The sequence below is a fragment of the Gemmata algarum genome (assembly GCF_034097035.1).
GTDB classification, from domain to species: domain Bacteria; phylum Planctomycetota; class Planctomycetia; order Gemmatales; family Gemmataceae; genus Gemmata; species Gemmata algarum.
The window spans coordinates 190,348-203,684 of the sequence record NZ_JAXBLV010000222.1; the positions used below are offsets into that span (position 1 = coordinate 190,348).

Annotated in this window: 6 protein-coding genes; 5 read left to right on the plus strand and 1 reads right to left on the minus strand. The window is 68.7% G+C overall.

The window, feature by feature from the left end:
• Positions 1-257 precede the first annotated feature (257 nt).
• The 5 genes from R5W23_RS27405 to R5W23_RS27425 all read left to right on the plus strand — a co-directional run bounded on the left by R5W23_RS27405 (position 258) and on the right by R5W23_RS27425 (position 11,225).
• A complete protein-coding gene (locus R5W23_RS27405; protein WP_320689108.1) occupies positions 258-842 on the plus strand; it encodes a sigma-70 family RNA polymerase sigma factor in 585 nt (194 codons plus the stop codon).
• Positions 820-3,018 carry a serine/threonine-protein kinase gene (locus R5W23_RS27410; protein WP_320689109.1) on the plus strand — a complete coding sequence of 733 codons (2,199 nt, stop codon included), beginning with the start codon at positions 820-822 and terminating at the stop codon, positions 3,016-3,018. Before R5W23_RS27405 ends, R5W23_RS27410 begins: the two co-directional genes overlap by 23 nt.
• Positions 3,019-3,159: 141 nt before the next feature.
• The gene (locus R5W23_RS27415; protein WP_320689110.1) at positions 3,160-4,467 is read left to right on the plus strand and encodes an efflux RND transporter periplasmic adaptor subunit; all 1,308 of its coding nucleotides are present in this window, start codon (positions 3,160-3,162) and stop codon (positions 4,465-4,467) included.
• A gap of 30 nt (positions 4,468-4,497) precedes the next feature.
• Positions 4,498-7,857, plus strand: coding sequence for an efflux RND transporter permease subunit (locus R5W23_RS27420; RefSeq protein ID WP_320689111.1), 3,360 nt, complete (start codon positions 4,498-4,500; stop codon positions 7,855-7,857).
• Entirely contained in the window at positions 7,857-11,225 is a 3,369-nt protein-coding gene (locus R5W23_RS27425) for an efflux RND transporter permease subunit (protein WP_320689112.1), read from the plus strand. Before R5W23_RS27420 ends, R5W23_RS27425 begins: the two co-directional genes overlap by 1 nt.
• A 198-nt stretch (positions 11,226-11,423) precedes the next feature.
• Here the strand turns inward: R5W23_RS27425 and R5W23_RS27430 are convergent, their stop codons facing one another.
• Positions 11,424-13,253: a sigma-70 family RNA polymerase sigma factor gene (locus tag R5W23_RS27430; protein WP_320689113.1), complete on the minus strand. Its 1,830-nt coding sequence runs from the start codon at positions 13,251-13,253 to the stop codon at positions 11,424-11,426.
• Positions 13,254-13,337: the final 84 nt, after the last annotated feature.

A 13,337-nucleotide genomic window follows, 5' to 3' on the forward strand; every position in this document is an offset into this window, starting at 1 on the left:
CGATCAGTGTGGCACGAATGCGATACAAGCGGTGGTGACCGATAGCGGTGGGGGGCGGATATGGCAGCAACTCGTAGCCCGATGGGGCATTCGGTCGTGTCGTTCGGAACCTTGTGGCGCGATGGGGCATAAGAGGTTACGCCGAAAATGCTGTAGCATTCTGGTGTTAGCGCGTGTCGGCGGTCGGGTGGAGAAGGTACGGTTGCGCGGCCGCGCTTCATCTGCGGCGGTGCGGCATCTGAACGATAGGGCGGATTATGACGGGGCACGGCGAACTTCGACCGGTCGAGGCTTATGCCCAGTACCTCCGCCTGCTCGCGCGGCTTCACTTGGCGCCGCAACTGAAGGGCAAGATGGACCCGTCGGACGCGGTCCAGCAAACGATTCTTCAGGCGCACGCGTGCCGGGACCAGTTCCGGGGGCGGACCGAGGAGGAGTGGGTCGGGTGGCTCAGGGTGATCCTCGCCAACGTGCTCACCGCCGCGCTGCGAGCGTACGGGCGGAAGGCCCGGGACGTGGGCCGAGAGCGGCCCCTCGACGCGGGGCTGGAGGCGTCGGCCTCGCGGATCGAGCAGTGGCTCGCGGCCGAACAGTCGTCGCCCAGCCAGCGGGCGTCCCGGCACGAGCAGTTGGTGCGCCTCGCGGGCGCACTCGCCCGGCTGCCGGCGGACCAGCGGGAGGCGGTCGAGTTGCACCATCTTGGGGGCTACAAGATCGCCGAGGTCGGGGAGCTGATGGGCCGCTCGCGCGCGGCGGCGATGGGCTTGGTGTTCCGCGGGCTCGAGCGTTTGCGTGAGCTTCTCGGGGAGGGCGTCGGTAATGAGGATCGCACTGGGGGCTGACTCCGACGACCGCCTGAACGCGGTTCTGGTCGAGTACGTCGAGGCGGTCGAACGCGGGGAGCGCCCGGACCGCCAGCGCGTGTTAGCGTCGTTCCCGGAACGCGCCCGCGAGCTGGCGGCATTTTTTGCGACCCGGGACCGGCTCGAAGAAATTACGGCCCCGCTCCGAGCCGTGGCCGGGCCGGACCCGTCGCACGATACCGGTCCGGTACCTGCATTCGACGGCCCCGCGGCGACCCGGCCGGACGTGTCGCCGCGGGGAGCGGAACTCGGCAGCATCGGCGATTTCCGCTTGCTCCGCGAGGTCGGACGGGGCGGCATGGGGGTGGTGTACGAGGCCGAGCAGCTCTCCCTGCGCCGCCGGGTGGCGCTCAAGGTGCTCCCGTTCGTGTCCGCGCTGGACCCGCGGCATCTCCAGCGGTTCCGCAACGAGGCCCAGGCGGCGGCCCAGTTGCACCACACCCACATCGTGCCCGTGTTCGCGGTCGGGGCGGAGCGCGGGGTTCACTACTACGCGATGCAGTTCATCGACGGCCAGAGCCTCTCGCAGCTCCTGTCCGATCTGCGCGCCGCGGATGCCGACGCCAAAGCATCCGGCGCCCCGACCCCGCTCGCCGGCGGCCCCGTCTCGGCCGAGCGGGCGTCGCGCCGCCGCCAGTATTTCCGGCGGGTCGCGGGGCTGATGAAGCAGGCGGCCGAGGCGCTCGACTACGCCCACCAGGTGGGGGTGGTGCACCGCGACGTGAAGCCCGCGAACCTGATGCTCGACGACGCCGGGCGCCTGTGGGTGACCGACTTCGGGCTGGCCCAGATGCGCAACGACACCGGGCTCACCGCCACCGGCGAGGTGCTCGGCACCGCCCGCTACATGAGTCCCGAACAGGCCGCCGGGGAGCGCGGGGTGGTGGACCACCGGACCGACATCTACTCCCTCGGGGCCACCCTGTACGAACTGCTCACCCTGGCGCCGGTGTTCGACGCCGAGGACGGCCGCGCGCTGCTGTACCAGGTGGCGTACAAGGAGGCCCGGCCGCCGCGGGCGGTGGACCGTTCGGTCCCGGTGGAGCTGGAAACCATCGTGCTCAAGGCCCTGGCGAAAATGCCCGACGAGCGGTACCGCACCGCCCGGGAGCTGGCCGCCGACCTCCAGCGGTTCCTGGACGACCGCCCGGTACTCGCGCGCCGCCCCTCGTTCCGCGACCGTACCGCGAAGTGGGTGCGGCGGCACCGGGCGCTCGTGGCCGTCGCCGCCGGCGTGTTCCTGTTCGCGACCGTGGGGCTGACCATCAGCACCGCGCTGGTCACGCAGGCCTACCAGAGGGAGCGGGAAGCAAAGGAGCACGAGAGCCAGCGCGCCAAGGAGGCCGAGCAGGAGCGGACGCAGGCCGAGCAGAACTACCAGCGGACCCGCCGGGCGGTAGACATGTTCGTGGAGCTGAGCGACGAGGAGCAGTTCAACTTTTTACCGCTGACCGGGCTCCGGATGCGGCTCCTGGAAACCGCGATCGCGTACTACCAGGAGCTCAGCGACAGCCGCGCGGACCCGCAGGTGCGGGCCAGCCTGGAGGACATCAAGGCGCGGGTGGCCCGGCTGCACGACGAGCTGACCGCGCTCAACGAGGTGACCCGGCTGCTGCTGCTGGAGCAACCGGTCGTGTGCGCCGACCTTGGGCTCTCCCGAGAAGCGGTCACCCGGCTCACACCGGCGCTCCAACGGCTCTGGAGTTACCGGCAGGGGCCGGAGGTGCGCGACTCGCAGGAGGCGCGGCAGCAACCGCAGATCGCCGAACTGGCCGCGGCGGCCCGCAAGGAGGTTCAGGAAACGCTCACCGTGGCCCAGTATCAGCGGCTCCGGCAGATCTTCTTGCAGATCCCCGGCCCCCATGTGTTCGGCCGCTCCGTGCTGGACGAACTCGGCCTCGTAGACGCCCAGCGGGACCAGATCCGCCGGATCCGCTCCGCGGCGCTGCGGGACTCACTCAAGTTGTGGAGCACCGCCGAGACGCGGTGCGAGAGCCAGAGGGATTTTGAGGAGATGTGGAAGCGGACCAATAACAACATCGCCGCACAACTCAACCCCGCGCAGCTCGAGAAGTGGAAGGCGATGCGGGGGGCTCCGGCCCCGGCCGGCGTTCAATTCCCGTTGCACAACTCCACCCGCACCCGCACCCCCTGATCCGCGGCCGGGCGGCCGCCACAGAATCGGTCGCCCGGCGCGCTTCATTTCCCGGGCGCCGCCATCTTCACTTTCAGACCCGCTCCGTGCGGTCCGGTTTTGACCATCCTAACCCCCCCCCGATCACATCGAGGACGCACCGTGCGCTGCGCTTCGTGGTTCACCCTCGTTTTTGCGCCGGTGCTCGCGGCCGGTTGCTCCAAGCCGGCGGGCGGGCCGCCCGGTGGTCCCCCCGGTGGCCCGCCCGCCGGTCCCACCGAAGTCGAGGTCAGCGCGCCGGTCCGCGGCACGGTGACGGACGCCGAGGTGTTCACCGGTCGCACCCAGCCCGTCATGGCCGCCGACCTCCGCTGTCGGGTGTCCGGGTACCTGGAAAAGGTGCTGTTCCGGGAGGGCGACGAGGTCGAAGCCGGCGCGCCGCTCTTCCAACTGGAGCAGCGGCCGTTCGAGCTGGCGGTGCGGCAGGCGCGGGGGAACCTTGACCAGCAGAAGGCGCAACTGAAATTCAACGAGGTCAACTACAAGCGGCTGAACGACACGTACATGCAGGGGGCCGGCAGCGTCAGCGACCTCCAGCAGGCGCTCTCCGCCCGGGACGCCTCGTTAGCGGCCGTCGAGGCCAGCACCGCCGCACTGGAGACGGCAGAGCAGAACCTGCGCTGGGCGACGGTCCGCGCCCCGTTCGCGGGGCGCATCAGCCGGCGCCAGGTGGACCCGGGTAACACGGTCGCCGCCGACACCACGGTCCTCGCCTCGCTCGTCCAACTCGACCCGCTGTACGCGTACTTCGACATTGATGAGCGCACCGTGCTGCGGGTCCGCTCGCGTCTCGCCGCCGGAGCCGCCGACAGCCTGCCGGTTTCGCTGGGGCTGTCCGACGAGAAGCCGGAAGAGTTCTCGCGGTCCGGAACGCTCCAGTTCACCGACAACAAAGTGGACCCGAACACCGGCACGCTGCGCGTGTGGGGCACCTTCTCGAACGCGAAGCGGGACCTGCCGCCGGGGCTGTTCGTGCGGGTCCGGCTCCAGGTCGGCGCGCCGCGCCAGGTGTGGATGGTGGCCGAGGCCGCGCTCGGCTCGGACCAGGGGCGCCGGTACGTCTACACCGTCGACGCGGAGAGCCGCGCGGCGCGGGTGCCGGTCGAGGTGGGGCCGCGTGCGAACGGCCTCATCGCGATCGAAAGAGGGTTGACGGGAGACGAGCGGGTGGTGGTGCGCGGGCTCCAGAACATTCGCCCAAAAGCCGAGGTGACGCCCAAGGTGATTGAGATGCCCCGCGCGAAAGTGGGAGGGGCGCCGGGCGGGCCGCCGATCACGGGGCCGGGCGCGAAGAAGGGCGACGGCGGCCTGACGGGCGGGAACCCGTCGTCCGGCGAAACGCCTCCGGTACCGGTCGAGCGCCCCGCGCCAGCCGGCTCGGGTATCCCCAAGGGCCGCCCGGGTCAGTAGGCACCCCGGCCACACCGCACGAGAGCTCCCATGCTGAGTTACTTTTTCATCGACCGGCCGGTGTTCGCCACCGTCCTGTCGCTCGTCGTGACGCTCGCCGGCGGCGTGGCGCTCGTCAACCTGCCGATGACCCAGTACCCGCCGATCACCCCGCCGAACATCACCGTCGTCGCCAGCTACCCCGGCGCCAGCGCGCAGGTGGTGGCCGATGCGGTCGCGGCCCCGATCGAGCAGGAGGTGAACGGGGTCGAGAACATGATGTACATGTCCTCGAACTCGGCCAACGACGGGTCGTACAGCCTGACCGTCACGTTCAAGCCGGGCACGAACCTCGACTTCGCGCAGGTGCTGGTGCAGAACCGGGTGAACCTGGCGCTGCCCCTCCTCCCGGACGTGGTGCGCCAGGCCGGGGTGACCACCCGGAAGCGCAACCCGGACATGCTCATGGTCATCAACCTGTACTCGCCGACCGGGGAGTACGACCAGCTCCACCTGAGCAACTACTCGTCCATCTACGTCCGCGAGGAGCTCGCCCGCGTGAAGGGCGTGGGCGACGTGGGGCTGTTCGGGAGCCTGGACTACAGCATGCGCGTGTGGGTGGACCCGGACCGGCTGGCGTCGATGGGCATCACCGCCGGCGACGTGCTTTCCGCGATCCGGGAGCAGAACCAGCCGTTCGCTGCCGGGCAGGTCGGACAGTCCCCGGTCCCGGACGGGCAGACGTTCGAGTTCCCCCTTCACGTGCGCGGGCGGCAGTCCACGCCCGAGGAGTTCGCCGAGATCGTGATCCGCCGCACCGCCGACGGGCGCCAAGTGCGCATCAAAGACATCGGGCGGGTCGAACTCGGGGCCAAGAGCGTTGACACCTCAGACAAGCTCGACGGGCGCCCCACTGCGAACATCGGCGTGTTCCAGCTCTCCGACGCGAACGCGCTGGACGTGGCCGACCGGGTGCGGGCAAAGATGGAGGAGCTTAAGGAGGCGTTCCCCCCGGGGATCGACTACACGATCGCCAACGACAGCACCCCGTTCATTCGGGAGTCGGTGCGCGGGGTCGTTAAGACGCTCCTTGAAGCGATCGCCCTCGTGGCGGTGGTTGTCCTCCTATTCCTCCAGAGTTGGCGGGCCGCTCTGGTCCCACTCGCCGCGGTTCCGGTGGCCATCGTCGGGACGTTCGCGGCGATGGCCGCGCTCGGGTTCACCCTCAACACGCTCACGCTGTTCGGGCTGGTGTTGGCGATCGGCATCGTGGTGGACGACGCCATCGTGGTGGTGGAAGCGGTTCAGCACAAAATCGAACACGGGCAGGCCCCGCGCGAGGCCACGCGGCAGGCGATGGCCGAGGTCTCCGGGCCAGTGGTGGCGACCGGACTGGTCCTGGTTGCGGTGTTCGTGCCGTGTGCGTTCCTGGGCGGCATCACCGGGCTGTTCTTCCGCCAGTTCGCGGTGACCATCGCGGTCTCGACCGCGCTCTCGGCGCTCAACTCGCTGACGCTCAGCCCCGCGATGTGCGCCATCCTGCTGCAACCCGCCGGGGCGCGGAAGGATATCCCCGCCCGGGTGCTCGACTTCCTGTTCGGGTGGTTCTTCCGGTTATTTAACACCGCCGTGGTGCGCTCGACGGGGCTGTACGCCCGCGGGGTCGGGCTGTCGGTCCGGGTGGCCCCGCTGGTGCTGGTCGCGTACCTGGGGCTGGTGGGCCTGACGTGGTGGGGCTCCGAACAGTTGCCTACCGGCTACATCCCGAGTCAGGACCAGGGGCGGCTGATGTGCTCGATCCAGTTGCCCGACGCCGCCGCGCTTGAGCGCACTCAGGAGGTGGTGGACGAAGTGTCGCGGATCGCCCGTGAGACCCCCGGCGTGGCCCACACGGTCGCGGTTTCGGGCCGGTCGCTGCCGCTCGGCGCGAACGGCTCGAACTACGGCACGATGCTCGTCACCCTGGACCCGATCAACGAGCGCACCCATCCGTCGCGCTCGGCCAACGCGATCAGCGCCAGTCTGCGCAAGGCGTTTGCCCAGCTCCCGGACGCCCAGGTGACGGTCATGGCCCCGCCGGCGGTGCCCGGTTTGGGCTCTGCGGGCGGGTTCAAGGTGATGGTGGAGGACCGGAGCGGAGAGAACGACCCGGTCCGGCTCCAGGGGAACACCCAGCGCCTCATCGCGGAAGCCCGGAAAGACCCGCGGCTGGCCGGGGTGTTCAGCGCGTTCCGGGCGGACGCCCCGCAACTGTACGTGGACGTGAACCGCCAGCAGTGCCAGACGATGGGCGTGCCGGTCGGGGACGTGTTCGCCACCCAGCAAGCGTTCCTCGGCTCCCGGTACGTGAACGACTTCAACCGGTTCGGTCGGACGTGGCAGGTGATCGTTCAGGCCGAGGGGCCGTTCCGCAACAGCGTCGACGACGCGAAGCGGATTCGGGTCCGCAACGACCAGGGCGGGATGGTGCCGCTGGGGGCGGTGCTCGACATCCGGGAGGTGGCCGGGCCGCTCGTCATCACCCGGTACAACATGCACCCGGCGGCGGCGGTCATGGGCTCCACGGCGCCGGGCGTCAGCTCTGGGGACGGGATCGCGGCGATCGACCGGCTCGCGAGCCGGGTGTTCCCGGAGGGCACCGCTCACGAGTGGACCGAGATCAACTACATCCAGATCGACGCCGGGAAGAACGTCTGGAACAAGCTGATTTTCCCGCTGGCGGTGTTGTTCGTGTTCCTGGTGCTGGCGGCGCAGTACGAGAGCTGGGCGCTGCCGCTGGCCGTGATCCCGATCGTTCCGCTGTGCGTGCTGAGTTCGCTGGCGGGGGTGGCGGTCGCCGGGTCGGACATCAACGTGTTCACGCAGATCGGGTTCGTCGTGCTCATCGGGCTGGCGTGCAAGAACGCGGTGCTGATCGTCGAGTTCGCGCGGGCCTTGCGGGCGGCCGGCAACTCCCCGCGTACCGCCGTCGTCGAGGCGTGCCGGTTGCGCCTGCGGCCGATCGTGATGACCTCCGTCGCGTTCATCCTCGGGGTGGTGCCGCTGGTGTTCGCGACCGGGTCCGGGGCGGAGATGCGGCGGGCACTGGGCACCGCGGTGTTCGCCGGGATGATCGGCGTGACGGTGTTCGGCTTGCTCCTCACGCCGGTGTTCTTTGTGGCGGTCGAATGGTGCGCGGAGGGGCGCGCGTTTCAGGCACCCTGGTTGAAGCGGCTCGGGCGGGACGGACTGGACCTGATCCGGTTGCGGCCGCTGCGGGTCCTTGGGCGGGTGGCCGTGCGAGCGGTCACGAGCCGCATGAACGCGGCGCCGCAGGCACGCCGGCGGACCGAAGCACAAGAAATCGAGGTTACGGAACCCAACGGGACCGGTGCTCTCGCGCCGACCGACCACTCCGAGGTGGCATCATAATGTCGCACTTTTTCATCGGGCGGCCGATCTTCGCGGCCGTCATGTCGATCGCCGTCGTGCTGACCGGGGGTATCGCGCTGTCGACCCTGCCGGTGGCGCAGTACCCCGAGATCGCGCCGCCGACGGTCGAGGTGTCGGCCGTATACCCCGGGGCCAACGCCCGCGTGGTGGCCGACACCGTCGCGTCCCCGGTCGAGCAGCAGGTGAACGGCGTCGAGAAGATGCTGTACATGTCGTCGCAGTGTACCAACGACGGCACCTACACCCTCACCGTGACCTTCGAACCGGGCGCTGACCTGAACATCGCCCAGGTGCTCGTGCAGAACCGGGTGTCGATGGCCGAACCCGTGCTGCCTGATTTGGTGCGTCGGCGCGGGATCTCGGTGAAGAAGAAGTCGCCCAACATCCTGATGATGGTGAACTTGTTCACGACCGATCAGAGCGGCGACGCGGCGGCGACGAACCTGTTCCTGAGCAACTACGCCACGATCCAGATCGCCGACGGGCTGAAGCGCATCCCGGGGGTCGGCGACGTGACCTACCTGGGCCAGCGGGATTACAGCATGCGGGTGTGGCTGGACCCGCAGAAGCTGCAAGCGGTCGGTATGACCCCGCAGGACGTGATCGCGGCGGTCAACGAGCAGAACATCCAGGTGGCGGCCGGGCAGATCGGCCAACAGCCGACGCCGTCCGGGCAGGTGTTCCAGTACACGATGACCACGCTGGGTCGGTTGGAGAGCCCGGAGCAGTTCGGCGCGATCGTCTTGAAGCGCGGGACCGAGGGCACGCTCGTGTACCTGCGGGACGTGGCCCGGATCGAACTGGGGGCGCTGTCCTACGATCAGACCTGCACGCTCAACGGGCGTCCGTCGGTGGCGCTGTCGGTGTACCAGCTCCCGGGGTCGAACGCGCTGGAGGTGTCCGGCCGCGTCAAGGCGAAGATGGAGGAGCTTCGCGAGCACTTCCCGGCGGGCATCGAGTACGAGATCGTGTACGACACCACGCCGTTCATTAATGAGTCGATCCTGGAAGTGTTCCGCACCCTGATCGAGGCGGTGGTGCTGGTGGCGGCGGTCGTACTGCTGTTCCTCCAGTCCTGGCGCGCCGCGATCATTCCGCTCGCCGCGGTCCCGGTGGCGGTCGTCGGGACGTTCGCGGCGCTCACCTGCGCCGGGTTCAGTTTGAACACCTTGACGCTGTTCGGGCTGGTGCTTGCGATCGGTATTGTGGTGGACGACGCCATCGTCGTGGTCGAGGCTGTCCAGCACCACGTGGACCACGGGATGTCGGCGCGGGACGCGGCGGCGCGGGCCATGAGCGAGGTTGCGGGGCCGGTGGTCGCGGTCGGGTTGGTGTTGTCTGCCGTGTTCATACCGTGTGCGTTCCTGGGCGGGGTGACCGGACAGTTTTTCCGACAGTTCGCTGTGACCATTGCGGTGAGCACGCTGCTGTCGGCGTTCAACTCGTTGACGCTCAGCCCCGCGCTGGCCGCCCTCCTACTTCGCCCGCAACGGGGACGGCGGGCGGAGGCGCTGCCGCGCATTGGGTATCTGGCACTCGGTGCCGGGCTCGGTGCGACTGCTGCTGCGAAGTGGCCGGTGCCTGTTGGTGAAATCATCGGCGTGCCGCTGCCGGGGTGGGGGTGGCTCACGCTCGGTGGGCTCGCGGGAGCGGTGGTCGGCTGGCTCCTCGCGCGCCATGTGGACGCGGTGCTCGGATGGGTTTTCGTGTGCTTCAATCGCGGGTTCGACCGCGGGACCGACTGGTACACCCGGGTTGTGGGCGGCCTGCTCCGTGTTACCCCGGTCGTGCTGCTCGCCTACGGCGGGCTCCTCGGGCTCACGTACACCACGTTCACCCGCACCCCGACCGGGTTCATTCCCGCGCAAGACAAGGGCTACTTGCTCGTGGACGTGCGTCTGCCGGACGCGTCGTCCGCGCAGCGCACCGCCGAAGTGGTCCGGCGGGTGGAGGCGGTCGCGCGCCGCGCTCCCGGCGTGAAGGACACGATCGCGGTGTCCGGGCAGTCGCTGCTTCAGAACGCCGCCGCACCGAACTTCGGCTCGCTGTACCTGATGCTCGACCCGTTCGACCAGCGGCGGGCGCACGACCGCGCGGCCGACGCGATTGCGGCCGCGCTGCAGGAGCAGTTGCGGACCGAGGTGCCGGAGGCAGTGGTGGCCGTGTTCGGGGCGCCGCCGGTCGAGGGACTCGGGACCGCGGGCGGGTTCAAGATCATTGTTGAGGACCGGGCCGCGGGTGAGTTGGTCGACCTCCAGACTGCTGCCGATCGGGTGGTCGCGTCGGCGTCTGCCGACCCGGCGCTGCGGCGGGTGTCTACCAGTTTCCGGGCCGATGTGCCGTGGCTCGAACTCGTGATCGACCGGGAACAGGCTAAGGACCGCGGGGTGTCGATCGACGCGATCCGCACCACCGTGGAGGCGAGTCTCGGGCCGTACTACGTGAACGACTTCAACCGGTTCGGACGGACGTGGAAGGTGAACGTTCAGGCGCGCGACGTGTACCGCCAGGACGCGGATGCGGTCGGTCAGTTGAAGGTGCGCGGCGCGAGCGGGGGGATGGTGCCGCTCGGGTCGCTGGCGTCCGTGCGGCCGACCAGCGGGCCGACGCTGGTGATGCGTTACAACATGTATCAGTCGGCGGCGGTCAACGCGGATGCGGCCCCGGGAAGCAGTTCGGGCGAGGCGCTCGCCCGGCTGGGCGGGACCGCTCGCAGCGGATTGCCGCCCACCATGCGCGCCGAGTGGACCGAACTGGCCCTGTTGCAACTCCAGGCGGGGGACTCCGCCATGTGGGTGTTCGTGCTCGCGGTGGTGCTGGTGTTCCTGGTGCTGGCCGCGCAGTACGAGAGTTGGGCGCTGCCGCTGGCTGTGATCCTGGTCGTCCCGATGTGTCTGCTGTGCGCGCTCGCGGGTGTGCTGGTGGCCGAACTGGACATGAACATCTTCACGCAGATCGGGTTTGTGGTGCTGATCGGGCTGGCGTGCAAGAACGCCATCCTGATCGTCGAGTTCGCCAAGCAGAAGCGGGAAGAGGGGATGGACGGCCGGGCGGCGACGCTCGCGGCCTGCCAGTTGCGGCTCCGGCCGATCGTGATGACCTCGATTGCGTTCATCCTGGGCGTGGCCCCGCTGCTCGCGGCGGAGGGCGCGGGGGCGGAGATGCGGCGGGCGCTGGGGACCGCCGTGTTCGCCGGGATGATCGGCGTGACCGCGTTCGGGGTGTTCCTCACGCCGGTTTTTTACTACGCGATCCAGTGGCTCGGTAGTCGCGCGGTTTCGGCACCCGAGCCGGTCCCGGGCGGCGAGCATCTGACGGGTACGCAGAGCGGGCGAGATGCCGTCTGATTCACGGCCCGGTCACTGGTTTCCGTATTGAATTGATGCATTTGTGGCACAGACATTCCTGTCTGTGCGGCGCGAGAAGGCCGCACAGACAGGAATGTCTGTGCCACAAGTAATAAACACAGCAACTGGTCATTAAATAAACGCCGCTCGCCGTCTGGGTGGGCCGCCTGCCTGTGCCGGACGCTCCGGAAGGCGCTACTACTTCTTCGACTTCACGTAGATCCGGTCGCCCGGTAGCAATTGATAATTGGTATGGGTGATCCCCTTCGTCGTGATTCCCGACCAATCAACCGGTAGGATTTGAGGTTCTGTACCTTCTTTCCCTTTGCGTGCGACCCAGATCTTGGTGTCGGGCCGAATCGTGACTTGAACGTCTCGCAATTTGCCGAGCGCGTCAAGAACCGCATCCGAGCCTGTTATGGGGAACGGGTAGACGAGTTCAGCGGCCCCCTCGTCCACGATGACGTAGTATCTCTTGCTGTTGTACGCCACGACATCGACCATCACGACCAGTGCGTCCGTGATGTGCCTTTGGTCCTTGAGTGCGGCGTGAGCGGCCAAGCGCGAGCGAATCGCGGCGGCGGCTTCGTTCAGTGTCCGTCCGGCGACCGACACACTCCCCCAGACCCCGAGCCCCACGGTTCCGTCCATGCGGACCTGGAACAGCCCGCTGATCGGATGCAACGGGAGGCGCTCAGTGACCGGCCCCCCCACGCCCTTCCTCTGAACGACCACCTCGATCAGGAGCGTGTCCGGTGCCTCGATCACGTAAGGGGACAGACCGTCTTTTACCGGTATGGGTGCCAGCTCCCGAACGGGAAGAACCGGTGTATCGTTCGCCCGGGCGCGGACCGCGCTGGCAATTTCTTTTCTGACCGCTTCCGGGCACTCCGGGTCGAAATGAACTTTGAGCGTTTTGGGACCAGCGGGATCATTCCGGCTGCGCGACACGAACCGGGCGAGCATTTCGGGGCTCGTCGTCTCGACGCTTCCAACGCTCTTGCCGCCGGTCTTGAACTCGGTCACCATGATGCGTGGGGCCGGTCCGCTCCCCACCTCGATCAGCAGGCGCGGGGCGTTCTCCTCGGCCGCGGCCAAAAGGGTACGCTCGGTTTCCAGCTCCGCGACCCGGCGCCGGGCGGCCTCCAACTCTTGCTCCACCCGCGCCCGCTCGTCCGGCGGTTGTGACGAGGGACCGGGTTGAGCGCTCACCGGGACCGTTGGCCCGGCGAATAAGCCGGCACCGATAGCCAATGCTGCCACCGCCGCGACCGTAATGGCTACCACCGCGGCCAATTGCTTCATGCGGACCATATGAAGGACTCCGTTTGCCAAGGCGGCCACTGTCGGAGGGACGGCAGCGGCCGAAAACGATGTCGAATACTGGATTGCGGCTCGGGTCGTGGAGACGGCCAGCGCCGAAGGGACTACTGCCGGCGCGGCCGCGGCGAGAACGGCTGCCGGCTCGCGTCCGGCCAACCGGCGCCTGAGCTTCGCGAGCCCTCGCGCGACGAGCGAAGCCGCCGTACTTTCGGGGCATCCGAGGTGGTCCGCCAGTTCCCGGCGGGTCCACCCTTGGAGGTGACAAAGGATCACCGGCTCGCGGTACTTTCGCGGCAGCGCGGAGAGGGCGGCGTCCACGTCCAGCCGGGCGTCGGTGTCGGTCGGCCGGGCCGGGGTCTCGGCCAACGGGCCAACCGCCGCGAGCCGCACCGCGTTGCGCCTGCGGAGGCTGCGCGCCGTGAGCATGGCCACCCGGTGCAGCCACGGCCCGACCGGCCGCCCACGCACCGCGCCGGCCCGGCGCACGAGTACGATGAACGCGGCCTGAAACGCGTCCTCCACGTCGAGTGGGTCGGGCAGCAACCGGCGGCATGCACCGTACACCAGCGGGCCGTAGCGGGTCACGAGCGCGGCGAACGCGTCGTGGTCTCCGTCACGGGCGAACCGGCGTAACAGTTCGTCGTCGGGAACGCCGGCGGCCGGAACAATACCGATCCGCTTCCAGAGGTCGAAAAGGCGTCGCATGCACACATCATGTCCCGGTGAGGGCCGCACCGCGCACGATTTTTTCACGCCGGCCGACGGTCGAACGGTGTAGGCCGGTGGTCT